General features: G+C 42.7%; 15 protein-coding genes and 2 pseudogenes. 7 read left to right on the top strand and 10 right to left on the bottom strand.

Going from position 1 to position 25,188, the window contains the following annotated elements; all coding sequences use genetic code 11:
- Nucleotides 1-76: 76 nt before the first annotated feature.
- The 3 genes from M1E93_RS05535 to M1E93_RS05525 all read left to right on the top strand — a co-directional run bounded on the left by M1E93_RS05535 (nucleotide 77) and on the right by M1E93_RS05525 (nucleotide 5,785).
- Nucleotides 77-1,264 carry an efflux RND transporter periplasmic adaptor subunit gene (locus M1E93_RS05535; RefSeq protein WP_004922461.1) on the top strand — a complete coding sequence of 396 codons (1,188 nt, stop codon included), beginning with the start codon at nucleotides 77-79 and terminating at the stop codon, nucleotides 1,262-1,264.
- Nucleotides 1,265-1,279: 15 nt separating this feature from the next.
- Nucleotides 1,280-4,441, top strand: coding sequence for an efflux RND transporter permease subunit (locus M1E93_RS05530; protein ID WP_426207178.1), 3,162 nt, complete (start codon nucleotides 1,280-1,282; stop codon nucleotides 4,439-4,441).
- A gap of 414 nt (nucleotides 4,442-4,855) precedes the next feature.
- A complete protein-coding gene (locus M1E93_RS05525) occupies nucleotides 4,856-5,785 on the top strand; it encodes a filamentous hemagglutinin N-terminal domain-containing protein (protein ID WP_014656561.1) in 930 nt (309 codons plus the stop codon).
- A gap of 129 nt (nucleotides 5,786-5,914) precedes the next feature.
- Here M1E93_RS05525 and M1E93_RS05520 read toward each other — a convergent pair whose 3' ends face one another.
- The 8 genes and pseudogenes from M1E93_RS05520 to dgt all read right to left on the bottom strand — a co-directional run bounded on the left by M1E93_RS05520 (nucleotide 5,915) and on the right by dgt (nucleotide 17,898).
- On the bottom strand, nucleotides 5,915-7,300 hold the full coding sequence (locus M1E93_RS05520) for a DASS family sodium-coupled anion symporter (RefSeq protein WP_426207177.1): 1,386 nt from the start codon (nucleotides 7,298-7,300) through the stop codon (nucleotides 5,915-5,917).
- A gap of 319 nt (nucleotides 7,301-7,619) precedes the next feature.
- Entirely contained in the window at nucleotides 7,620-8,921 is a 1,302-nt protein-coding gene (gene eno, locus M1E93_RS05515) for a phosphopyruvate hydratase (RefSeq protein ID WP_004922479.1), read from the bottom strand.
- A 63-nt stretch (nucleotides 8,922-8,984) separates the two neighbouring features.
- Nucleotides 8,985-10,622, bottom strand: coding sequence for a glutamine hydrolyzing CTP synthase (gene pyrG / locus M1E93_RS05510; protein WP_426207176.1), 1,638 nt, complete (start codon nucleotides 10,620-10,622; stop codon nucleotides 8,985-8,987).
- A gap of 607 nt (nucleotides 10,623-11,229) precedes the next feature.
- Nucleotides 11,230-11,544, bottom strand: a pseudogene (locus M1E93_RS05505) (ATP-binding cassette domain-containing protein); the annotation flags it as partial.
- Between the two features lie 38 nt (nucleotides 11,545-11,582).
- Nucleotides 11,583-12,377 (bottom strand): nucleoside triphosphate pyrophosphohydrolase, encoded by a 795-nt coding sequence (gene mazG, locus M1E93_RS05500; protein WP_004922490.1) that lies wholly within the window; start codon nucleotides 12,375-12,377, stop codon nucleotides 11,583-11,585.
- An 83-nt stretch (nucleotides 12,378-12,460) separates the two neighbouring features.
- Nucleotides 12,461-14,698, bottom strand: a complete 2,238-nt coding sequence (relA, locus tag M1E93_RS05495) for a GTP diphosphokinase (RefSeq protein WP_004922493.1) — start codon at nucleotides 14,696-14,698, stop codon at nucleotides 12,461-12,463.
- A 16-nt stretch (nucleotides 14,699-14,714) separates the two neighbouring features.
- Entirely contained in the window at nucleotides 14,715-16,046 is a 1,332-nt protein-coding gene (gene rlmD, locus M1E93_RS05490; RefSeq protein ID WP_014656565.1) for a 23S rRNA (uracil(1939)-C(5))-methyltransferase RlmD, read from the bottom strand.
- A 328-nt stretch (nucleotides 16,047-16,374) separates the two neighbouring features.
- Nucleotides 16,375-17,898, bottom strand: coding sequence for a dGTPase (gene dgt / locus M1E93_RS05485; RefSeq protein WP_004922499.1), 1,524 nt, complete (start codon nucleotides 17,896-17,898; stop codon nucleotides 16,375-16,377).
- A 122-nt stretch (nucleotides 17,899-18,020) separates the two neighbouring features.
- Between dgt and mtnN the strand changes: the two genes are divergently transcribed.
- Together mtnN and btuF are read left to right on the top strand one after the other, a co-directional pair.
- Complete coding sequence (gene mtnN, locus M1E93_RS05480) at nucleotides 18,021-18,713, top strand: 5'-methylthioadenosine/S-adenosylhomocysteine nucleosidase (RefSeq protein WP_392503895.1); 693 nt, start codon at nucleotides 18,021-18,023, stop codon at nucleotides 18,711-18,713.
- Between the two features lie 94 nt (nucleotides 18,714-18,807).
- Nucleotides 18,808-19,635 (top strand): vitamin B12 ABC transporter substrate-binding protein BtuF, encoded by an 828-nt coding sequence (btuF, locus tag M1E93_RS05475; RefSeq protein ID WP_088499089.1) that lies wholly within the window; start codon nucleotides 18,808-18,810, stop codon nucleotides 19,633-19,635.
- Between the two features lie 40 nt (nucleotides 19,636-19,675).
- Here btuF and erpA read toward each other — a convergent pair whose 3' ends face one another.
- On the bottom strand, nucleotides 19,676-20,020 hold the full coding sequence (erpA, locus tag M1E93_RS05470) for an iron-sulfur cluster insertion protein ErpA (protein ID WP_004922507.1): 345 nt from the start codon (nucleotides 20,018-20,020) through the stop codon (nucleotides 19,676-19,678).
- Between the two features lie 334 nt (nucleotides 20,021-20,354).
- On the opposite strand from erpA, the gene hemL reads away from it, so the two are divergent.
- On the top strand, nucleotides 20,355-21,644 hold the full coding sequence (gene hemL / locus M1E93_RS05465) for a glutamate-1-semialdehyde 2,1-aminomutase (RefSeq protein WP_004922511.1): 1,290 nt from the start codon (nucleotides 20,355-20,357) through the stop codon (nucleotides 21,642-21,644).
- 79 nt (nucleotides 21,645-21,723) lie between these two features.
- A pseudogene (locus tag M1E93_RS05460) lies at nucleotides 21,724-21,846 on the top strand (NadS family protein); the annotation flags it as partial.
- Nucleotides 21,847-21,976: 130 nt separating this feature from the next.
- Here M1E93_RS05460 and mrcB read toward each other — a convergent pair.
- Nucleotides 21,977-24,493, bottom strand: a complete 2,517-nt coding sequence (gene mrcB / locus M1E93_RS05455) for a bifunctional glycosyl transferase/transpeptidase (protein WP_392503894.1) — start codon at nucleotides 24,491-24,493, stop codon at nucleotides 21,977-21,979.
- Between the last annotated feature and the right edge of the window lie 695 nt (nucleotides 24,494-25,188).

Below are 25,188 nucleotides of genomic sequence, written 5' to 3'. Positions count from 1 at the left end.
GCATAGTGATAAATCTTATTGTTTACCATTTTTCTTATATTGTTTTTTACTCATGTTGATTAATTGAGGTTAACTTATGCGAAAAAACAGAGGGGTGTTACCTCTGGCTCTGTTGGTTCTTTCAGGTGGCTTAGCTTTATCAGGTTGTAACGATGAACAGAAAGGTGGCGGTGAACGCCCGGCGCCTGAAGTAGGAATTGTTACGCTAAAAGCCGAACCTCTGACTATCAAGACCGAATTACCTGGACGTACATCCGCATATCGTGTCGCAGAGGTCCGTCCACAGGTAAGTGGCATTATACTCAAACGTAACTACAAAGAAGGTAGCGATGTTGAGGCCGGAACGTCTTTATATCAGATAGATCCAGCGCCTTTCCAAGCCACTTATGATAGTGCGAAAGCTGAACTTGCTAAAGCGCAAGCTAATGCAAATTTGGCCGGTTTGACGGTAAAACGCTACAAGCCACTTTTAGGTACTAATTACATTAGTCAGCAAGAATACGATCAGGCAACATCAACTTATGCACAAGCTTTAGCGGCTGTGAAAGCAGCAGAAGCTGCCGTTGAAACTGCGCGTATTAATCTGAACTATACCAAAGTTACTGCGCCAATCAGTGGTCGCACGGGGAAATCAAATGTCACCGAAGGTGCTTTAGTTTCTTCTGGTCAAGCCACTGAGTTGATGCGAGTTCAACAGCTTGACCCTATCTATGTTGATGTGACGCAATCTAGTGAAGATTTCTTGCGTCTACGTAACGAGATAGAAAAAGGCGCTCTACAAAAAGAGCCGGGCAAAGCCCCTGTGAGCTTAGTCATTAATAATGGCCAAGAGTATGCCCAAAAAGGTGCTCTGGAATTCTCTGATGTCACTGTGGATGAAACAACAGGTTCAATCACAATGAGAGCAGTCTTCCCGAACCCAAATAAAGAGCTTATGCCAGGAATGTTTGTGCGCGCTATCTTAGAAGATGGTGTCATGGAAAAAGCGATTTTGGTTCCTCAACAAGGTTTGGCTCGTACTCCACAAGGTGACGCTCAAGTCATGGTGGTAGGTAAAGACGATAAAGTTGAAGTCCGAAAAGTAAAAACAGCACAAGCTGTAGGCAACAAATGGCTAGTCACTGATGGTTTGCAAGATGGCGATCGCGTTATTGTGATTGGCCTCCAAAAAATCAAACCAGGTCTTGTTGTCGTTCCTAAGGAAGCTAATTTAGAAGCGCAATCTATAGACAATCAGGCACAACCTGAACAAAAGTCTAAGTAAGGGAGCGGTTGATTAATGCCTAAGTTTTTTATAGAAAGACCAATTTTTGCATGGGTAATTGCTATTATTACTATGCTTGCTGGTCTGTTGGCAATTATCAAGTTACCTGTGGCACAGTATCCGACCATTGCACCGCCGTCTGTTTCTATCTCGGCAAACTATCCGGGCGCCGATGCATCGACGGTACAGAACACAGTGACTCAGGTTATCGAACAGAATATGAATGGTATCGATAACTTGGTGTATATGTCATCAACCAGTGATTCATCAGGTTCTGCTAATATCATGCTGACGTTTGAAGCCGGTACGGATGGCGACATTGCACAGGTTCAAGTGCAAAACAAACTTCAGCTCGCGATGCCATTACTTCCCCAAGAAGTACAGCAACAAGGTATTAGCGTTGATAAATCTACCAGCTCATTCTTAATGGTAGCCGGCTTCGTTTCTGCCGATGGCTCAATGGGACAATATGATATTGCCGACTACGTTGGCTCTAATATTAAAGACCCACTTAGCCGTGTTAATGGTGTTGGTGAAACACAGTTGTTTGGTACGCCATATGCGATGCGTATCTGGTTAAAACCAGAAATGCTCGTTAAGTACAACATGACAACAACCGATGTTATCAATGCAATTAAAGTACAAAACAACCAAGTGGCGGCAGGTCAATTAGGGGGAACACCTCCAGTTGCAGGCCAACGCTTGAACGTTTCTATCATTGCACAAACCCGTTTAAACAACCCTGAAGAATTCGCCAATATCCTCTTACGAGTCAATAAAGACGGTTCTCAAGTACGTTTAAAAGATGTAGCAACGGTTGAACTTGGCGCTGAAAACTACAGCACCATTGCGCGATTTAATGGTAAAGCCGCAGCAGGTATCGGTATTAAGCTAGCGACGGGCGCTAACGCGCTGGATACGGCGAACAATGTCCGTGCAGCACTAGCGAATATGGAACCATTCTTCCCTGAAGGGTTAGAAATTGTTTATCCATATGATACAACGCCATTCGTTAAGATTTCGATTAACGAAGTTGTTAAAACGCTCGTTGAAGCAATCATGCTGGTTGTTGTAGTAATGTATCTGTTCTTACAGAACATTCGTGCCACATTGATACCAACAATTGCGGTTCCTGTCGTCTTGTTGGGAACATTTGCCGTCTTGGCCGCATTTGGATACTCGATCAACACCTTAACCATGTTTGCGATGGTACTCGCTATCGGTCTTCTCGTGGATGACGCCATCGTTGTGGTTGAAAACGTTGAACGTGTTATGCAAGAAGAAGGTTTATCACCAAAAGAAGCAACCAAGAAGTCCATGGGGCAAATTCAAGGTGCGTTGGTGGGTATCGCCATGGTACTGTCCGCGGTATTTGTTCCAATGGCCTTCTTCGGTGGCTCAACAGGTGCAATTTACCGTCAGTTCTCCATTACCATCGTTTCAGCCATGATCTTATCGGTACTGGTTGCAATGATCTTAACCCCTGCACTTTGTGCCACTATATTAAAGCCAATTCAAAAAGGCAGTCATGGTAGCCAAAAAGGGTTCTTCGGCTGGTTTAACCGTACATTCGAAAAGCAAGCACACCACTATACTGATAGTGTTAGCCGCATGTTGAATGGTACAGGCCGTTACTTGCTCATTTATCTCGTATTAGTGGCAGGTATGGCGTTAATGTTTATCCGCCTTCCTTCTTCATTCTTACCAGAAGAAGACCAAGGGGTATTCTTAGCGATGGTTCAATTACCACCAGGATCAACGCAAGAGCAAACACAAGCTGTACTGGATGAAGTTAACACTTACTTCCATACCAAAGAAGAACGTAACGTTGAGTCTGTCTTTACCGTTGGTGGATTCAGTTTCGCGGGTCAAGGCCAAAACATGGGTCTCGCATTCGTGGTTCTGAAGAATTGGAGTGAACGTAAAGGCGATGAAAACCACGTTGAAGCGATTGTGGGTCGTGCAAACGCTGCACTATCACAAAAGCAAGAAGCATTGATTTACGCCTTTAACCTACCTGCTATTGTTGAGTTAGGTACGGCCAACGGCTTTGACTTTGAATTGGTTGACCAAGGTAACTTAGGACATGATGCCTTAATGGCGGCACGTAACCAGTTACTTGGTTTAGCGGCTCAACACCCTGAAATTTTGCAAGGTGTTCGTCCTAACGGGCAAGATGATACATCACAATACCGTATCTATATTGATCAACAAAAAGCGCAAGCACAAGGTGTCGCTATTGCAGATATCAATGCAACGCTAAGTTCAATTTTCGGTGGTACTTATGTAAACGACTTTATCGACCGTGGTCGTGTTAAGAAAGTTTACGTACAAGGTGATGCAGAAAGCCGTATGCTACCTTCCGATATTAGTTCATTGTATGTTCGAAATGCCGAAGGGAACATGGTGCCATTCTCTGCCTTCTTGGATGAATCTCAAGATCCTTGGAAATATGGTTCACCGCGTTTAGAGCGTTATAACGGTGTTCCTTCAATGAACATTCAAGGGCAAGCAGCATTTGGTCAAAGTACGGGTGATGCTATGCTGATGATGGAAAAACTGACAACTGAAAACCTACCGAAAGGGATTGGTTATGAGTGGACAGGTATGTCATATCAGGAACGTTTGTCTGGTAACCAGGCACCTGCCCTGTATGCTATCTCACTGATTGTTGTCTTCCTATGTCTGGCAGCCCTATATGAGAGCTGGTCTGTACCATTCTCTGTTATGTTGGTTGTTCCATTGGGTATTATCGGTGCATTACTGTTTACCTCCGTTCGTGGACTGTCGAACGACGTTTACTTCAAGGTGGGCCTCTTAACAACCATTGGTCTGTCGGCGAAGAATGCAATATTGATTGTTGAATTCGCCAAAGACTTGATGGAAAAAGAAGGCAAAGGATTAGTTGAAGCGACATTAGAAGCTGTGAAAATGCGTTTACGACCCATTCTGATGACATCACTGGCCTTTATGTTAGGTGTTATCCCACTGGTATTCAGTAATGGTGCAGGTTCAGCAGCACAGAACTCCGTTGGTACAGGCGTTCTGGGTGGTATGTTCGCTGCAACCTCACTGGCTATCTTCTTCGTTCCTGTATTCTACGTGGTGATCCGTCGCCGCTTTGCAGGAAAAACAGAAGAGCTTGAGCATGCTCATCCAGTCAAAAAAGCCGAATAATTATATTCAGCTAAAATAATCGCTAAGGGCCACAACAGTGGCCCTTTTTAATGCATTACTTGTCAGCTTAAGCGTGACATTATTCTTCCCTTCCCTATAACGCCTGACGCAGTCGATGCCATTCGATACCACAAGAGATACTAAACATCAAATAATCATTATTATTCATTTAAATTAACGCTTAACTGAAATAGGTATCTTTGCGGCTCTACTGATAGTCATTGTTTACAATCTCACCTCACATACTCTTAAGTTAAATATCTCTTATTAAATCAAAGCAATAATTTATTTATTATATGTTCACTCTTTTTATTTTTGATTATCTCCCCATATTTTTTGATATGGTTAACCGCTTTCTTTTACCGATATACTTTAATTAAATTTATAGGATCTTTCATCGCAAGGAGCATCACCATGCAACTACGTTATCGTTGTATTACCTCGTTATTTTTATTTACCTTTTACCACTACGCAATCGCATCCACCAACACAACTCAAGCCAAAGTCATCAATATTACCGCTCCATTAGAGAACCATATTTCATTTAACCGCTTTGAAACACTCTCTTCTAATGAACATGGTTTAGTATTTAATAATGATATCAGCGACAATAGCGCTCTCGGTGGGAAAGCCGCTAAAATGATCCTTGCCGAAGTGACCGGGAGCGAAGCTACAAATATTCAAGGGGTCATTGGTATAAAAGGCCAAACAGCCAACTTGGTCATTGCTAATCCTAATGGCATTACATGGAACAACGGCTCTGCAAGCAATATTGCTAGCCTATCATTGGTCGCAGGGAATTTTGAAAGACAGTTTATTAAAGACAAAACAGATCCCAAAAAACTGCTACCGAAACCATTAAAAGACTATAGCCAATTAAAATTTACCGTCTCTCCCGGTAGCCAAGTCACCATTAATCAACAACAAGCTAACCCTATACAGTTATCTAAAATCAATGTATTCGCTGACCGTATAAAACTACAAAATGCTGTCAACATCACCTCTGCCGTCCAAAACTATCTAAGTAGCTCAGGTAATGCTTCTCTCTCTATTCGTGAAGGTCTACTGGTTTCAGGAGCAAAATACAAAGCAACAACACTGCATAGTGAAGGGAGCCAATTCGAACTAAGTGAAAATGGTAAACTGACGGGGCGTTCTATTTTACTCGAAAGCCATCGATATCAATGTAAGGACAGCTTTATGTGTCCACAAAATAAGATTGATATAAAAGGTCTCATTGAAGCGATGAACTTTTCTTTACAGGGGGATAGCCAGTTTGCCCTTACAGGACGATTACGCCTTGGCAGCAACCAGCAAGAGTTGGTGAGACAAACTGTCGAATAATCATTGAGTATAAAATGCCAATTTATTCCTTTACTCTTTAACTATTACCTTAAGCCAAGCGGGGCTAAATAGCTGGAGGCCTCATCAATATGAGGCCTCCAATCACTTTGCGGTTATGACTGACTCGAATTACAGCCAGAAGAACCAAGCAAATAGTGATATCACAATAATACAAGCAACGTTTAACACTGCACCAACACGCACCATCTCGATCTGCTTGATATAACCAGAACCAAAGACAATAGCATTTGGCGGTGTTGCCACTGGTAGCATAAAGGCACAAGATGCACCAATACCAATAATCATCGTCAATGCCATAACAGGCATGCCCAATGCTTCAGCTACGGTAGCAAAAATAGGTACTAACAACGCCGCACTCGCTGTATTACTTGTAAATTCCGTTAAGATAATGATAAACGTAGTGACCGCTAAGATAATGACGAACCAATGGCTTTGACCAAAAGTCATTTGCATCCAGTCAGCCATAATCTTACTTGCACCTGACGAACTTAGAATAGCGCTCAGTGTTAAACCACCACCGAACAGCATCAATACGCCCCATTCCGTGTTTTTCTGGATTTGCGCCCAGCTCGCAACACCAGTTACCCCGATAAGGATTGCTGCACTTACGGCAATAATCGTATCCAGATCTTTAACGCCACCTAATGCTTTACTGATAAATGTACTAGTGATCCAGCACAGCACCGCGATAAGAAAGATGCACATCGCTGTGATACGTTTACCATTCCATTCCACATGCTCTAGCTCTAATTCAAAGCGATGCTTCAAATTTGGACGTAGCATCATAAACATCAGCACAAACATCATTGGTAACAGCACAACCATAATTGGAATGCCATATTTCATCCATGACAAGAAATCCAAGCCAAGTGCAGAAGCTGCGATTGCGTTTGGTGGACTACCAACAATGGTACCTAAACCACCAATACTCGCACTATAAGCAACACCTAATAGAACAAACACGAAGGTGTTACGTTCATGACGCGCATCCAAATTAGAAAGGATACCTAACACAAGGGGTAGCATCATCGCGGCTGTTGCCGTGTTACTAATCCACATTGATAGCAGTGCCGTTACACAAAATAGCAACACCACGGCTACGGATAAACGCCCACGTGCTACCATTAATAAACGGTTAGCAATCAGCCGGTCTAGGCCTTGAATATGCAACGCTGTCGCCAAAGCAAAACCACCAAAAAATAGGAAAATAATTGGGTTTGCAAATGACTTCAAGGCATCGCCTGTATTCATCAAACCAAGACCAACCGCTAAGATTGGGATACATAATGCAGTGATAGTAACGTGTATCGCTTCAGTCAACCAAAGCACACCAATAAATACCATCATTGCAAGCCCAGCATTCGCTTTATCATCAAATGGTAAATATTTTAAAAGTAAAATTAGCAATACGATATCAACCGCTAAAATCACCCAACCTTTTACATTTGATGGCGTTGGCCCAACAGAAGGTTTCAGAGATTCAGAAGCATCCATATTCACTCCATTGGCTTATCAGCATCCTAGTGCCCAAGCTCTTGTTAATATTTATTTACAGTATGGGGAATATAGAGTTAATCGAATGAAATTCAAATGTAGATGATGCAAAATTGAGAGCTGTACCGCGCAATTAAACACTTTTTTCATTTGATACATAAAAAACTATCGATTTTGTGAACATCTAAAAAATGATGAGTCCGTGTAATTCCTTAGCAAAAGATAAAGAAATTTAAACAAAAAAATGGGGGGATGGGGGCTAATAAAAAACGGGAAGACAATGCTCCCCGTTTTGAGAAATAACTCAACCTAGCTTAAATTATGCTTGGCCTTTAACTTCTTTCAGACCATTGAATGGAGCACGGTCACCCAATGCTTCTTCAATGCGGATCAATTGGTTGTATTTAGCAACACGGTCAGAACGGCTCATAGAACCTGTTTTGATTTGGCCTGCCGCAGTACCAACCGCTAAGTCTGCAATGGTTGCATCTTCAGTTTCACCTGAACGGTGAGAGATAACCGCAGTGTAACCCGCATCTTTCGCCATTTTGATAGCAGCCAATGTTTCAGTCAGAGAACCGATTTGGTTGAATTTAATCAGGATAGAGTTAGCAATGCCTTTCTCAATACCTTCTTTGAGGATCTTAGTGTTTGTAACAAACAGATCGTCACCAACCAATTGGATTTTGTCACCAAGCACTTTAGTTTGGTATGCAAAACCATCCCAATCAGATTCGTTCAAGCCATCTTCGATAGAAACGATTGGATACTCTTTAGTCAGACCTTCTAAATAATGAGTGAACTCTTCAGAAGTAAAGGTTTTACCTTCACCTTTTAGCTCATAGTTGCCAGTTTCTTTGTTATAGAACTCAGAAGCCGCACAGTCCATCGCCAGAGTGACATCTTTACCTAATACATAACCAGCTTGCTCAACAGCTTCTTTAATAGCACCTAGTGCAGCAGCGTTAGATTCTAGGTTTGGCGCATAACCACCTTCATCACCAACAGCGGTGTTCATGCCTTTAGCTTTCAGTACTTTCGCTAGGTGATGGAAAATTTCAGAACCCATGCGAACAGCGTCTTTCAGTGTTGAAGCACCAACTGGCTGGATCATGAACTCTTGAATGTCGACGTTATTGTCAGCGTGCTCACCACCATTGATGATGTTCATCATTGGCAGAGGCATTGAATATTGACCGTGAGTACCGTTTAGGTCAGAAATATGCTCATAAAGAGGCATACCTTTTGCCGCAGCTGCCGCTTTCGCGTTAGCTAATGACACAGCCAAAATCGCGTTCGCACCAAATTTAGATTTGTTATCAGTACCATCTAGATCAATCATGATCTTATCGATAGTCGCTTGGTCTTTTGCATTTTGACCAATCAGCGCTTCTGCAATTGGGCCATTAACAGCGGCAACCGCTTTCAGAACGCCTTTGCCCAGAAAACGTGATTTATCACCATCACGCAGTTCCAGTGCTTCACGAGAACCTGTAGATGCACCTGATGGCGCGGCTGCTAAACCAACAAAGCCACCTTCTAGATGAACTTCAGCTTCTACAGTTGGGTTACCACGAGAATCAATGATTTCACGACCGATCACTTTAACGATTTTGGACATTAGGTTTTCCTCAGTACAAGTTAAATTGTGGGGAGCAGGCACATCTGCCTACCCCGCCATATCTTATTTCAACTCACCTTTCTGGTAGCTACCAGCGGCTTTAACAAAACCTTCAAACAATGGGTGACCATCTCTTGGCGTTGAAGTGAATTCAGGGTGGAACTGGCATGCCACAAACCATGGGTGATTTGGATTTTCAATAATTTCAACCAGTTTGTTATCCACTGAACGACCTGCAACTTTTAGCCCCGCATATTCAATGCGTTTTAGCAACAGATTATTCACTTCATAGCGGTGGCGGTGACGTTCAACAATCGTATCTGCACCATACATATCACGAACCAAGCTGTCTTTAACTAAGTGGCATGGTTGACCACCAACACGCATGGTTCCACCAAGATCGCTCTCTTCAGAACGCACTTCTAGGTTACCATTTTCATCACGCCATTCAGTAATTAGCGCAACGACTGGGTATTTACAGTTTGCATCAAACTCAGTTGAGTTTGCACCTTCCATATTGGCAACGTTACGTGCAAATTCAATCAAGGCAACCTGCATACCTAAACAAATGCCTAAATAAGGCACTTTATTTTCGCGCGCATATTTCGCTGTCATGATCTTACCTTCGATACCACGCTCACCGAATCCACCCGGAACAAGGATAGCATCTAAGCCTTTTAATAGATCAACACCACGAGTTTCAATATCTTGTGAATCAATCAGTTTGATATTCACAGTTAGGCGATTTTTCAATCCACCGTGTTTTAAAGCTTCAATAACTGATTTATAAGCATCGGGTAATTCAACATACTTACCAACCATACCAATGGTCACTTCACCAGTAGGGTTTGCTTCTTGATAAATCACTTGTTCCCATTCAGCAAGGTTTGCTTCGCGGCAGTCAAGATTGAAACGCTTACAGATATACTCATCTAAGCCCTGTGATTTCAACATACCAGGGATTTTGTAGATGGAATCAACGTCTTTGAGTGAAATAACCGCTTTTTCAGGAACATTACAGAACAGTGCAATTTTTGCACGCTCATTCGCAGGAATAACGCGGTCTGAACGACAGATCAGCACATCTGGCTGAATACCAATGGATAGCAGCTCTTTAACAGAATGCTGAGTTGGTTTAGTTTTCACTTCACCCGCTGCCGCCAAATAAGGAACTAAAGTCAGATGCAGATAGAGTGTGCGTTCACGCCCTACTTCTGCCGCCATTTGACGAATAGCTTCCAAGAATGGCAATGATTCGATATCACCAACTGTTCCGCCAACTTCGACTAAAACAACATCATGACCTTCACCACCACGGATGATGCGGTCTTTAATTTCATTGGTAATATGAGGGATAACTTGGATAGTCGCGCCAAGATAGTCTCCGCGACGTTCTTTGCGCAATACTTCTGAATAAACGCGCCCCGTTGTAAAGTTGTTGCGACGCGTCATTTTGGTACGGATGAAACGCTCATAATGACCTAAATCCAAGTCAGTTTCAGCGCCGTCTTCTGTAACGAAAACTTCCCCGTGTTGGGTTGGGCTCATTGTCCCTGGATCAACGTTGATGTACGGATCCAGTTTCATAATGGTGACATTGAGTCCACGGGCTTCGAGTATAGCCGCCAAAGAGGCTGCGGCAATGCCTTTACCCAGAGAGGATACGACCCCGCCGGTCACAAAAATATAATTAGTTTTCATGCTGAACCTGAAAGTTTAGGTTTAAAAGATGATGGATATAACAGGACGGGAAAACAGTATACCCGAACCTTAATTTCGCTACAAATGTTCTAAGCATAATAAGGTTAATTTTCCTCTATATTCCATTAATATCAGCTAGTTAAAATAAAAAATATTTTCTAGCCCCAAACAAGGTTGATTAACATGCAAACAGCAACAGTGCTATCACTCAAGCCATTTAACCCATTAAGTGACTTTGCTTACCATAGCTTTTGAGATACGACAGCGTAGAAACTGTTTTCCCTAAAGTAAAATAGCAATGTGAGTTTACTCATCATATACCTATTTTAGGTTAGCAAATTTGCGTTATGATGCCACTCATAACACTTCACCTCTCTTTAATTCGTGTCGCTATACAGAAACACCTCCTAAGGCTAGCATATTTTTCGCAAAAGCTAAATCCTTTCAGCAAAACTAGAGTGAACTAAGATGGTTTTATTAAATTAGGTGAAATTTTTTGTATATCTCGTAGAAAAGATCAGCAATCTAGCGTGTATTAAGTGGATGTTAATGAGGTTAACTTAAGCTTGCTTTGCAGTTATGATGGCTTTTTCAGCAACAATAATAGTCAATCATATTGTGACACCCAGTGATTTAATTGCAGATTAAAAATTTTATCTGCCGACTTTATCATTTCAGGGCGATGGGCAACAAAAATACGGGTAATTTGCAGTGAGGCAATCGCCTCCGTTATTTTACGCTCATTTTCTACATCCAAATCACTTGTCGCTTCATCCATTAACAAAATTTTAGGTTCTCGATAAAGTGCTCTTGCAATCGATATTCGTTGCCTTTGTCCTCCAGAAAGGAGACTTCCTATATCACCAATTATCGTTTCATATCCTCTAGGAAATGAAGATATTTCCTCGTGTATTGATGCTAACTATTTTAAAAAATAAGGTAACACATTAAAAACAAATATTATTCCGAGAGCTTAATTTGCTGCCAATGCTGTTCCATCTCCTCAAGCGTTGCGGTTTCTGTGGTTTTACCTTCTAGTGCAAGACGTGACTCTATTTGGCGAAAACGCTTTTCAAACTTCTGGCAGGCCTTGTTAAGTGCCATTTCGGGTTTATGGCCTAGATGACGTGATAAATTCACGGTCGCAAACAGTAGATCGCCAATTTCTTCTTCTAAGCGCTGCTCATCAACAACCACTTGAGTGGCCTCTTCCATTACTTCATCCAGCTCTTCGCGAACCTTGTCGACTACAGGCCCTAACGTGTCCCAATCAAAACCCACTGATGCACAACGTTTTTGGATCTTATAGGCTTTCATTAAGGCAGGTAGCGCGCTTGGAATATCATCAAGGATGGAAAATTGCGCCTTTTGTGCACGTTCAGCAGACTTACGCTTTTCCCATCCTGCCAGTGCAACACTGCTATCAGGGTGATTTTCTGCGTCAAAAATATGCGGGTGGCGTCGTTCTAGTTTATCGCTAACCGCTTGGCAAATATCATTAAAATCAAAACGTGACTGCTCTTTCGCCATTTGCGCATAAAACACGACTTGGAATAACAAATCGCCTAATTCACCTTTTAGGTCATCAAAATCTTCACGCTCAATGGCATCAATGACTTCATAAGTTTCTTCAAGCGTATAAGGAGCAATCGTTTTAAACGTTTGTTGAGTATCCCACGGGCAACCTGTTTGTGGATCACGCAATTTCGCCATAATGCCTAGTAATCGTTCAAGCTGTGATGCTGTCGTACTCATTTTTTGACCTTTTTAAACCATAAAAATCCCATGTTTCGCAAGGATAACATGGGATCGTTTATTACTGCATAACGATGTTACGATTATTTAGAATGGCGTTTCGCTTCGATCACATCAGGCAATTGATTCAGTTTGGCCAATACTCGAGCCAATACCTGTAGGTTATAAATTTCAATCGTCATATCGATGGTCGCTAACTGCTGTTTAACATCACTACGGCTGCTAACGCCAAGTACGTTAACTTTTTCGTTAGCTAAGATGGTTGTGATATCACGTAACAGCCCACTTCTATCGTTAGCAACAACACGCACCACTAGCGAATAACCACTGGAGTAGTTCTCCCCCCATACTGCATCAACTAGGCGCTCAGGTGCATGGCTTTGCAACTCAGCAAGCTGTTCACAATCAACACTATGGATAGAAATACCTCTCCCTTTCGTGATAAATCCAACAATGTCATCACCAGGAATGGGCTGGCAGCAGCGTGCGATATGGTGCATTAGGTTACCCACACCTTCGACAACTACGCGACCACTGCTATTCGTTTGGGAAGCTGGTCGTGGCGCCGCAGTTTTACTTTCCAGCGTCTTCATCGCTTCGCGATCGGCTTCTTCCGCTGACGTTTTCTTGAATTTACTTTGTAAGAAGTTGACTAATTGATTGATACGAATATCACCACCGCCAATTCCGGCCAAGACCTCATCAAGAGAATGGACGTTATAGCGTGCTATCAATAATTTTTCCGCCTCTTTGATACCTATATCAAGGTGCGCTAATTCGTTATCAAGAATTTGACGCCCCGCCAGCACGTTTTTATCCCTATCCTGCTTACGGAACCAGTTATGGATCTTAGCGCGCCCCCGGCTGGTTGTCACATAGCCTAAATTAGGGTTGAGCCAATCACGGCTTGGATTTGGGTGTTTTTGGGTAATAATTTCAATTTGGTCACCCATCTGTAACTGATAGCTAAACGGTACAATACGACCACCAATTTTAGCGCCAATACAGCGGTGCCCAACATCACTGTGGATATGATAAGCAAAGTCGAGTGGCGTTGACCCCGCAGGTAAATCAACAACATCCCCTTTAGGTGTAAATACATATACGCGGTCATCAAAAACTTGGCTACGCACTTCATCAAGCATTTCACCTGAATCAGCCATCTCTTCTTGCCATGCTATCAATTTACGCAACCATGCAATACGGTTTTCGTAGCTGCTTCCTTTACCAACCCCTGTTGCTCCCTCTTTATATTTCCAGTGTGCAGCAACCCCCAACTCTGCATCTTCATGCATTTGGCGGGTGCGGATCTGTATTTCGAGGGTTTTACCATTTGGCCCAAGTACTACGGTATGGATAGATTGGTAGCCATTGGGTTTAGGGTTGGCGACATAATCATCAAATTCATCCGGCAAATGACGGAAATGGGTATGTACTATCCCCAGCGCTGCATAGCAGTCTTGTAGACGTTCAACGACAATACGTACCGCTCTGACATCGAATAACTCATCGAATGCTAGCGATTTTTTCTTCATTTTGCGCCAAATGCTGTAAATGTGCTTGGGACGCCCATAAATTTCAGCTTGAATATTCTCTTTCAGCATTTTTTTGCGCAATGTGGTCACAAAGTTATCGATATACTCTTCGCGATCAATACGGCGCTCATGCAATAAGCTCGCAATTTTCTTGTATTCTTCTGGGTGCAAATAACGGAAACAAAAATCTTCCAATTCCCATTTGAGTTGACCGATACCCAAGCGGTTGGCCAATGGCGCATAGATATTGGAACACTCTTTAGCGGCTAATACGCGCTCATCTTCTGTCGCATCTTTCACTTCGCGTAGATGCGCAATGCGTTCGGCTAGCTTGATAACAACACAGCGGAAATCTTCAACCATCGACAGTAACATACGACGAATATTATCCACTTGAACGGAGCTAGTTTCCCCCGACTGTGTCGCCTTTAATTGGCGGATGGCATCCATTTCAAGGACACCTTTTACCAGCTCATAAATTGATTGACCGAAATCATCAATTACCGCTTGTTCATCGAGCTGTTTCTCTTCAACTAACGGAAATAGCAGTGCGGCTTGTAAGCTACCGATATCCATGCTCAGCGTCGAGAGTATTTCGGTCATCTCGATCCCACGCCATAGCAGTAGGGGTGCCGTTTCTTGCCCTGCTAATTTTTCATGACAATACTGCCAGGTATGGATAAGTTTTTGTTCTGATTGTGGATTATTTAGGCCCAGCCCGCTTACCCATTTTTCTGGGGCAAACTCACCTGCTGGGGTAAGATGTGCACTTCTTACAGCAACCATATATTCTCCCTACCTGTTAACCCTCTGGGCTATTGATAAATAGCGCCATTGATTCCAGATGACTGGTATGCGGAAACATATCCAACATCCGCAGTTGTACTAACTGATATCCCGCTTGAAGCAAAATTTTGCTATCCCGTGCCAAAGTGGTCGGGTTACAAGAAACATAGACAATTTTTTCGGGCATCAGTTTAACTAAATGTTCCATTACTCCAGCGGCGCCCGCTCGAGCAGGATCTAACAATACCTTATTAAACCCTTCAGCTGCCCATGGCTGAGTATGGATTTGCGCCTCTAAGTTTTCATTATAGAAGGTCGCGTTACCAATTGAATTGCGCTGCGCGTTATTTCTCGCTTGTTTGACTAAATTTTCGACACCTTCAACACCAACCACGGCTTTGACTCGCCTCGCGATAGGCAATGTAAAATTCCCCATGCCACAAAACAAATCTAAAACTCGATCATGTGGGTGCAGATCCAACCATTCAAGTGCTTGAGCAACCATTTTCTGATTAATGTCACTATTGACTTGAATAAAGTTTAATGGGCTGAACTGTAACATTTCCCCAGCAACCTGATATTCGGGTATCACGGTAGAAGCGCTTAACGGATGTAAGCTATGTTCATCCCCTGCTAACCAAACACAGACCTCATGTTGCTGTTCAAAGCTTTTAAGCAGCTGCTGATCGGAGGGAGCCAATGGTACAAGGTGGCGCAGTAAGACAATGAGGCTATTATCTGCTCGGATCAACTCCACATGGCCGAGTTTTGGTGCAGCTTTTAGCTGATTTAAGCAGTCAGATAGTGGTTGGATCAATCGTTCAAGGTCGTGATGCAGTACAGGGCACTGCTTGATATCGACCAAGGTATTCGATTGAGTTTGGCGAAACCCCATTAACAGGTGTTTGCTTTTATTTTGATACTGTAATCCAAGACGCGCTCTACGGCGGTAACCATAAGGTTCACCAAAAATAATGGGCTTGGCTTCTTTTTGAACCCCAGTTTCTCGGGCGATTAGATGCTGTAATGCATTGGCTTTACTTTCTCTTTGTAGAGAAATATCAATGTGCTGCTGCTGGCAGCCACCACACTGATTAAAATAACGGCACTGTGGCTTAACCCGTTGTGGGCTGGTACTTAAACGTTTAACCACTTTTGCTTTCGCAAAGCGGCTTTTCTCTTCAACCAATTCAATTAGCGCTTGTTCACCGGGTAGAAGCCCTTCTACGAAAATCGCTTTACCATTAGAGCGTGCAACTCCTTGACCTGCTGCATCTAGACTATCGATTGTCACCGTTATTTGACGGCGTTGGGTGGTACGGCGGTTTGGCGAGTAAAATTGGGCCATAATTTGTCACTACGAGGTGTTAAGTTTCAGAAAATAATTTTATATTCTCTTTGGTTAAAGAGATGCTCTCTCACTGGCATAAGATACGCGACAACACACTGACTTTAAGCTCTACCTACGCGTAACTATAGCGTCTACTAGTGCATATCACCTAGTCAGCAGAATATATGCTCAGTAAAAAGCGCGCCTAGCCTATAATAGCAGTTTTTTTGCCAAGATGAGTTATCACTTTTTCACTTAACGTATATTTTTTTATTATTTTTGTTTGTTTGAACGGCTCTTATTCAAAATAATTGACGCCTTCATCACCTTACTGCCGAATAAACAATCAGTTTGACACCATACATTTACGATATTCTTCATAGGCATAATGATCCGTCATGCCGCTGATATAATCCTGAATCAATCGTGCCCGATAATAAAACTCAAGAATAGATTTCTCTATTTCATTTGTTGCACATATGCCTTCAATTGCTTCACTGTATGACAAACGGTGCTTATTAGAGAGTTTATGGAATAACCGTGTTTCGATAAAAAATTGTTTGTGATAGTTATTTTCAACTAGCGAAATAAAGTCTTCCCTTTCTAACATCAATAATGGGCGATAAAAATCTAACAGCCCCCCAATGATGCGATAACCTTGCAACTCCAGCTCTTCTACTTCGTGATGGCTAAAGACATGCTTAAATGCAACCGTTTTCAAAACTTTAAGTAAGCGATGCTCAGGGCTTTTATCTTCCAACAATGCGCTATTGAAGCGCCCTGCATAGATTTCGGGGAGATTCTGAATAAAACGCTGAGCACTGTAACGAGCCAATTTACTGGTAATATTCACTCGTAAATACATAAAAAATTGGTCTTGTTGAATTCGTCTTGTATGGTTATCACTGATATTATTAAAAGCGCTCATAATGGTTTCATCAAATAAGTCGCCTTTTTCGACTCCCCCCCATTCGTTCCGCAAATAGTTGATCAATTGTTCAACGGTAAAAATTCCTTTCTCAGCGGCATCATCTAAATCAGCAATACAATAAGAGATATCATCAGCCGCCTCCATAATATAAGAAAGTGGGAAGCGACAATGTTCACCCATCTCTAATTTTTTACATAGTTCATTCACGAAACCGAGTTCAGACCAATAGTAGCCCGGCTTTTTCATCAAATAATCAAATTCTTCAGGAATAGGCTCAAGATCATATGCTCCGCGCGTATATTTCAAGATAGAGCCGACTTGTGCATAAGTGAGGTTTAGCTTCAATAGGCGATGTACCATGCGTATCCCTTGCGCATTACCTTCAAAAGAGCATAAATCCTGTTTAAGTTGACGACGGAAGAGATCAAGACGTTCATCCCCAGTTAAACGCATGGCGGCGATTTTACAAGGATCCGGATAATCGGGTGTGTATTGGTATTGAGGGGCTAGCAGTTGGCGAAACCAACTCTGAATTGCGGCTTCACCAAAATGCCCAAAAGGAGGGTTACCGATGTCGTGCATCAAACAAGACATTTCGACTAGGCTTTCAAACGCATCACAACGCTCATGTAGCCCATATTTTTCCAGTAACTTTTTCTTTTTTAATTCGTGAAGAACCGTTTTGCTAATGTAACGCCCGACTTGTTGTACTTCTAAGGAATGGGTCAATCGGCTGCGCACTGCGGCATTTTGTTCTAATGGAAATACTTGTGTTTTTTGCTGCAACCGACGGATTGCCGCTGAATTGATAATTCGGCCTCTATCACTTTCAAATTGGCGATTAACAGCATCTTCATTGTGAGCAGAGACTCGAGGACTTTTCGCGCTATTATAGTTTCGTTGATAATTTAATTTTGTTAGAAAATTAATTTCGCTCACACCAACTCCTCATCCTTTATACACGAGACAAAAATAAAAGGCAGAGAAATAATACCTTTCAATGTTACACTTTAGTCATCTCTACCTTAAGTGTCTAATTAATCAACAGTGAGTATGACATAATGAAAGTCGGTATCATAGGTGCAATGGAGCAGGAAGTTGCCATCCTGCGTGAACAAATTGAAGGCTGCCAAACTCTCAGCCGTGCTGGCTGTGAAATTTACACAGGGAAAATTAATGGCGTCGACGTTGCGCTGCTAAAATCAGGTATTGGTAAAGTGGCGGCGGCAATCGGCACCACGTTGCTACTTGAACATTGCCAACCCGATATAGTAATTAATACTGGCTCAGCGGGTGGTTTAGATCCTAACTTAAATGTTGGCGATATCGTTGTTTCAACTGAGGTACGTTATCACGATGCGGACGTAACTGCTTTTGGTTATGAACCAGGCCAAATGGCGCAATGCCCTCCCGCATTTATGGCTGACCCTAAATTGATCGTGCTCGCCGAAAAATGTATTCAACAGTTGGATATGAATGCGGTTCGTGGCCTTGTGTGCAGTGGTGATGCTTTCATCAATGGCGCAGAGCCTTTGGCTCGAATTAAAAAAACCTTCCCTCAAGTCGCTGCTGTTGAGATGGAAGCCACCGCCATCGGCCAAGTTTGCCATCAATTCGCTGTACCTTTTGTTGTCGTACGCGCTATTTCCGATGTAGCAGATAAAGAATCACACACCAGTTTTGATGAGTTTTTACCTGTTGCAGCGCGCCAATCATCACTGATGATAGCAGCAATTTTAGCTGAACTCGCATAACTTTCGTTTAAAATAAAAAGCATAGTCAATAAAAAGCATAGTCAATAAAACGCTATGCTTTTTATTTATTCTTTTAGTTAGAGGCAATGACTGCATGAAATGGCACCCAAGCACACTTCAAACCACACTCGCCTTACTACTATTGCTATTTTTTAATACATCGGTTGTTGCAGACACGAAACACCGCGTGATCAGCCTTTCTCCAGCGAATACTGAGTTGGCTTATGCGGCTGGATTAGGCGAAAGCCTGATTGCTGTCAGTGCATACTCCGATTATCCTGCCGAAGCGAAACAATTAGAGCAGGTTTCCGATTGGCAAGGCCTTAATGTCGAACGGATTGTGGCACTAAAACCCGATCTTATTTTAGCTTGGCGAGGTGGTAACCCTCAGCGCCCACTCGACCAACTTGCTGCTTTGGGGATCCCTATTATCTATTTCGATCCACAAAGCGTTGAAGGGGTTATTTCTGCTATCGAACAACTGGCTAAATACAGCCCGCAGCCCCAAATTGCCCAGCAGTCCGTTTTATCGATGCGTGAGCAACTTAACCAGCTAAAACAACGTTACGCTAAGCAAGAGCGCCCCAAAAAACGGGTTTTTATTCAACTAGGCACTCAACCCCTATTTAGTACAGGCAGTAACACTATTCAAAATGACATTGTTTCAATGTGTGGTGGGGAAAATATTTTCGCAAACAGTGCTGTGCCTTGGCCTCAAGTCAGCCGTGAACAGGTTATTGCTAGGCAGCCCGAGATGATTGTAATGACAGGAACCGAGACTCAAGAAACTGCCGTTCGCCAATTTTGGCAAACGCAACTTTCTATCCCGATTATTCGTTTAAATGAAGATTGGTTTCATCGTGCTGGCCCTCGCGTAGTGCTGGCGGCCCAGTCATTGTGTGAACAATTACACTCAGAATAGCGATGAATGAGAGGGGGAACGCCCCTCTCAACGATAAGACTTAAATGCTAAATGAAGAACCACAACCACAGGTGGATTTCGCATTTGGATTGGTCACAATAAAACGTGAACCTTCTAACCCTTCAGTATAATCAACACTTCCGCCAACCAAATATTGTAGGCTCATTGGGTCAACCACCAAGGCAACGCCTTGTTTTTCAATGGTCATGTCGCCATCATTAATTTGGTCATCAAAGGTAAAGCCATACTGAAAGCCGCTACAACCACCACCGGTAATGTAAACACGTAGACGCAGGTTTGGGTTGTCTTCTTCAGAAACTAAGTCTTTTACTTTAATTGCTGCCGCATCAGTAAACTGCAATGGCAGAGCTGCATCATCACTCATTTTTTACTCCAAGCCGGTCAACCGGTAATTCAGCGTAAGCAGATAGCTTACTCAGATCAATTTACTAATTATCCGCCAGCTTAGTCATTGATTCAAGTCCTGTGTCGTAATTCAACACATTGTGCATACCAATCAATGCATTTGGTTTAATTGGTTCCGTGCTTTAGAATAGGCCTATTAAATAATTCAAGTTGCATGTAGATGACCAACCAAAAGTGGCCTCACTCAGCGCTACCTTATGGCTTGAGCCACCCTATCTAAGTAACTTGAAGTATGATAAGTCTCGTTTCAACGGTATTTAGTCGATTTATTTGTCCCTATTCAGGAGCCTTGCATGAGCCAATCTTTAAACTTATATAATGAAGCGCAACAGCTAATCCCCGGAGGCGTCAACTCACCAGTACGAGCATTTAATGGTGTTGGTGGTACGCCTTTATTTATTGAACGTGCTGATGGCGCTTATATTTTTGACGTTGATGGTAAAGCTTATGTTGACTATGTAGGCTCTTGGGGACCAATGGTGCTTGGTCATAACCACCCCGCCGTCCGTGATGCCGTAATCAAAGCTGTCAATAAAGGCTTAAGTTTCGGTGCGCCAACTGCCGCAGAAGTGGAAATGGCAAAACTGGTTTGTGAATTAGTGCCTTCTATCGATATGATCCGTATGGTGAACTCAGGTACTGAGGCAACCATGAGTGCGATCCGCTTAGCACGTGGTTACACTGGTCGCGACAAAATTATTAAATTTGAAGGTTGCTACCACGGCCATGCTGACTGTTTATTAGTCAAAGCAGGCTCAGGGGCATTGACAATGGGAGAGCCTAACTCTCCGGGTGTACCTGAAGATTTCGTTAAACATACACTCACCTGCACTTATAACGATCTAGCATCGGTTCGTCAGGCTTTTGAAAATTATCCACAAGATATTGCGTGCGTCATTGTTGAGCCTGTTGCGGGTAACATGAACTGTGTTCCACCAACCGATGAGTTTTTACCCGGCCTACGTGCACTGTGTGATGAATTTAATGCCCTATTGATCATTGATGAAGTCATGACGGGTTTCCGTGTGGCACTCGGCGGCGCGCAAGATTACTATGGTGTACAACCTGATTTAACCTGCCTAGGTAAAATCATTGGTGGTGGTATGCCTGTTGGCGCATTTGGCGGTCGTTTCGAAGTCATGGAAAAACTTGCGCCGATTGGGCCTGTATACCAAGCAGGAACGCTATCCGGTAACCCAGTTGCAATGGCAGCAGGCCTTGCTTGTCTTAATGAGGTTGCACAGCCAGGTGTTCACGCGAGACTGACCGAGCTAACTGAAAAATTAGCCCGCGGTTTAAAACGCGTATCACAGGAGCAAGGCATTCCAATGGTGATCAACCATGTCGGCGGCATGTTTGGTATTTTCTTCACTGACGCAAAAAGTGTGACTTGCTACCAAGACGTCATGAAGTGTGATGTTGAGCGTTTTAAAACCTTCTTCCACCTTATGTTAGAGCAAGGTATTTATTTAGCGCCTTCCGCATTCGAAGCGGGTTTTATGTCTATTGCTCACAGCGATGAAGATATTGAGAAAACCATCGAAGCAGCAGAAGTTGCATTTGCAAAAATGAAAACTGCTTAACCTTTCTTTCACTCGGAGGCGATATCTTCGCCTCCTTATTTACGCCTTTACTCCCTCATTTTGTCGCGACTAGCGTTTCCTCATTAATGTTAAAGCGATTAGAGCACAACTTACAATTTCACAAGTTGAACCCGTCAAAGCATTGGGAACAAGTGCTGAAACAATAAAAAGTGGGGAATTAAAACGGCATATCCCAATTGGATAAGTAGTGAAAATATTTATAGCGATGCAAACAGTCTGCTGTTATTTCAAGTGTTGATCGTATAAGCTCCGCCTATAAAAAATGCCCCGCGAGTTGATACTCACGGGGCATTTTCATTTTACGGTACTAATTAATTATTACCGAACATTTCCTTCACCCAATCTGGTGCGTCTTCTTGGGCCGGTTGAGCGTTGTTATTTAAATCCCAAACTGGCTCTTGCTGTGCGGATGATTGGCATAATGCGTCTGGCGCCTCAGTCCAAATCGGCAATACGCGTCCGCCACCAAAGTCTGAACAGTTAAATTGACCATCAGGCATCACTTTCATATCCACAATCCCTTCAGGCTGACGATTAATCAACGCCAATGGTGTTTGATTATCCAAATAACGCTGATACACACGCAATGCACCGGTAGAGCCCGTTAACTGTGTTGGCCCATTATTATCACGACCAATCCAGACAATGGCGATTTCTTTACCATCAATACCTGCATACCAGCTATCACGCAAGTCATTGGTTGTTCCCGTTTTACCCGCTAAATTATATTTGCCATATTTCTTCAGCAGTACTCGCCCAGTACCTTGTTGCACCACTTGCTGCATACCATAGAGCGTTAAATAAGCCGCTTGTGACGGTATTGCACGCTCAGCGGATGGATAGCTTTGATAAATTTCAGTGCCATTGCCATCAATAACAGAGCGTAATGCAGAAAGTTTAGCGCGGTTACCATTACCACCAATGGTTTGGTAGATTTGCGCCACTTCAGCCGGTGTTAAGTTAACCGCACCAAGTAGCATTGCGGGAACTTTTTCCATCGCACTCGCTGGCGCACCTAGGCGCACAAAGATATTAACTATCTGATCCAGCCCAACTTCTAGCCCTAAGTTTACCGTTGGGATATTCTGTGATTTCGCTAATGCATCAACCAACATCATTCCCCCTGTAAAATTGCGGCTATAGTTTCTTGGCCTCCAGACTTGATTCCCCACCTTAACGGATAATGGTTCATCTTTTAGCCATGTATTCAGGCGGAAACGATCAGGCTCATTCAATGCCGCTAAATAAACCGGTGGCTTCGCCAATGAACCAATATTACGACGCGCATTGAGCGCACGGTTGAAACCGGAATATTGTGGCTGTGAGCCACCCACCATCGCTCTAACTTCACCGTTAATGCGGTCAACCACGACCATCGCCCCTTCAATATCATTCAGTTTGCGATCTGCTCGTAGCTGAGCCACACCTGATTCCACCGCATTTTCAGCCGCAGTTTGTGCTACGGGGTCAAGAGTCGTAAAGATTTTTGCGCCAGAAAGCTCTTTAACTTTATCGCCCAGTTTTTCATTTAATTCCTGACGAACCATCTGCATAAAAGCAGGCTGAGAGGCGACAAGCCCTTCTCTTGGTTTTACTCCTAAAGGACGCGCGCTAAGCACTTGATACATTTCATTATCGATAACATTGCGTGTTTCTAGTATTTTCAACACGATATTACGACGTTTAATCGCATTTTCTGGCTGCGTCCACGGATTATTCTTTGTGGCACCTTGAACCATTCCAACTAATAACGCTTGTTGGTCTAGGCTTAATTCATTAATAGGGCGACCAAAATAATAGAGGCTCGCTAATGGGAAGCCACGAATTTCATCGTTCCCGTTTTGCCCTAAGAACACTTCATTGAGGTACAATTCAAGGATACGGTCTTTGCTATAGTTGTAATCTAGCAAGAGCGCCATAATGGCTTCATTCGCTTTGCGCCTGAATGTCTTCTCATTCGTTAAAAATAAGTTTTTAACTAACTGTTGCGTCAGGGTACTTCCCCCTTGCACAGATTTGCCCGCCGATAAGTTAGCGACAACCGCTCGACCAATAGAGTAAAGACTCACCCCATCATGTTCATAGAAGTTACGGTCTTCGGTCTCTATCAAAATTTTCACTAGCGATTCAGGGAAGTCTGACAACGGTAAAACTAAGCGCTGTTCATTATTCGCCGACTGCATCATGGTGATCAGTTTAGGGTCTAACCGGAAGAAGCCAAATGAACGGCCATTTTCCATATTTTCAATTTTAGTTAAGATCCCTTGGTCAAACACCATGCGCGCCAATATTTTCCCTTCTTTCTGATCAGGGAAATTAAATGGACGCCGTAATATTTCAATCGTGTTGCCTTTAACGGAAAACTCACCTGAGCTAGTAATTTTCGTCACTTTACGGTATTGCATACCTTCCAGTAAGCGGATCATTTCAGCTTGGCTATAATCCATTCCCGGTTCAAGGTTAACCATCCGGCCATACACTGCCGCAGGTAAATCCCAAACCTTGCCATCAAGGCGTTCTTTGATTTGCTGGTTTAAATAAAAAGCATAGGCTCCAAGCAATACAGCAAAGACAATAAAAATTTTGACCAATAACCAAAACCAGCGCCATCGGCTTTTTGGCTTACGATTTTTGTTACCTTTGTTATTTTTGTTCTTCGCCATTAGCTCGTCCTCTTCATCATCGAGGTCTTGCTCATCAATATCATCGTCATCAAATAATTTTTCATCATAATCATAGTCATCACGGCGGCGGCGTGAATGAGACTGCTTTTTTTTCGTCGACGTATTTTTACGTCTACCAATAGGTTCAAAATCTTTACCGGACATGGTCGCTCCATATCACCTACATTCTTAACGTACTATCCTTGATTCTGACTTAAAATGTCAAAGCGTTCACAGAAGAAAGCTCTTAATTACATTTCATTACCTTACGCAGCAAATAATATCACTCCATCACCACGGACATCTATTAGAGCATAAAATAGCCTTGTTACGCACTTATCTTTGTCTGCACATCATTTGCATCGCTAAATTTTATCTCAAAAACTGCCAATGACATACCAACACGGCAAAAAAACAAAATAAACCCTATAAGCAATTAATAAAATTGAATATTTTTATCCGTGATACTTTACTTTCCAACTAAAAACACGCATACACGTAACACTCAATTAACCAATTAATATTTAAAGTAATTTTTAAAATTTACTCTATTATTCCATATCAAATAGAGCGTGTAGGATCCATATCAATTTTGTCGCGCAATGAGTGGATAAAAAATGCCTGAAGCTAGCTATAACTTTTTTCTGTTACGTTATGCAGATATTTACATCGATTTACTGACAGACAGTGAAACTCATGCCATGTCTGAGACATAGCATAACAACGCAAGATAAAAACGCTCTCAGTTAGACCTTCTATCACGACCCATATCTGGATTGAGTTGCTAGCGCACCTTATCCATACCAACAAAAAATTAGAAGGCTCAAATTGACTGATGATGCTTTTTCACGGTGTGTTTC

This window comes from Providencia sp. PROV272, from assembly GCF_049901975.1.
GTDB classification, from domain to species: Bacteria; Pseudomonadota; Gammaproteobacteria; order Enterobacterales; family Enterobacteriaceae; genus Providencia; species Providencia stuartii.
The sequence above is the reverse complement of the archived record's forward strand: the minus strand, read 5'-3'. Positions and strand labels throughout refer to the sequence as shown.

Excerpts from the sequence above, each read along its gene's own strand:
- erpA (WP_004922507.1), bottom strand. The coding sequence starts at position 20,020 with ATGAGTGATGATGCAGCTCTGCCATTGCAGTTTACTGATGCGGCAGCA.
- btuF (WP_088499089.1), top strand. The coding sequence starts at position 18,808 with ATGAAATGGCACCCAAGCACACTTCAAACCACACTCGCCTTACTACTA.
- rlmD (WP_014656565.1), bottom strand. The coding sequence starts at position 16,046 with ATGGCCCAATTTTACTCGCCAAACCGCCGTACCACCCAACGCCGTCAA.
- eno (WP_004922479.1), bottom strand. The coding sequence starts at position 8,921 with ATGTCCAAAATCGTTAAAGTGATCGGTCGTGAAATCATTGATTCTCGT.
- mrcB (WP_392503894.1), bottom strand. The coding sequence starts at position 24,493 with ATGTCCGGTAAAGATTTTGAACCTATTGGTAGACGTAAAAATACGTCG.
- M1E93_RS05535 (WP_004922461.1), top strand. The coding sequence starts at position 77 with ATGCGAAAAAACAGAGGGGTGTTACCTCTGGCTCTGTTGGTTCTTTCA.
- relA (WP_004922493.1), bottom strand. The coding sequence starts at position 14,698 with ATGGTTGCTGTAAGAAGTGCACATCTTACCCCAGCAGGTGAGTTTGCC.
- M1E93_RS05520 (WP_426207177.1), bottom strand. The coding sequence starts at position 7,300 with ATGGATGCTTCTGAATCTCTGAAACCTTCTGTTGGGCCAACGCCATCA.
- pyrG (WP_426207176.1), bottom strand. The coding sequence starts at position 10,622 with ATGAAAACTAATTATATTTTTGTGACCGGCGGGGTCGTATCCTCTCTG.
- mazG (WP_004922490.1), bottom strand. The coding sequence starts at position 12,377 with ATGAGTACGACAGCATCACAGCTTGAACGATTACTAGGCATTATGGCG.
- mtnN (WP_392503895.1), top strand. The coding sequence starts at position 18,021 with ATGAAAGTCGGTATCATAGGTGCAATGGAGCAGGAAGTTGCCATCCTG.
- M1E93_RS05530 (WP_426207178.1), top strand. The coding sequence starts at position 1,280 with ATGCCTAAGTTTTTTATAGAAAGACCAATTTTTGCATGGGTAATTGCT.
- M1E93_RS05525 (WP_014656561.1), top strand. The coding sequence starts at position 4,856 with ATGCAACTACGTTATCGTTGTATTACCTCGTTATTTTTATTTACCTTT.
- hemL (WP_004922511.1), top strand. The coding sequence starts at position 20,355 with ATGAGCCAATCTTTAAACTTATATAATGAAGCGCAACAGCTAATCCCC.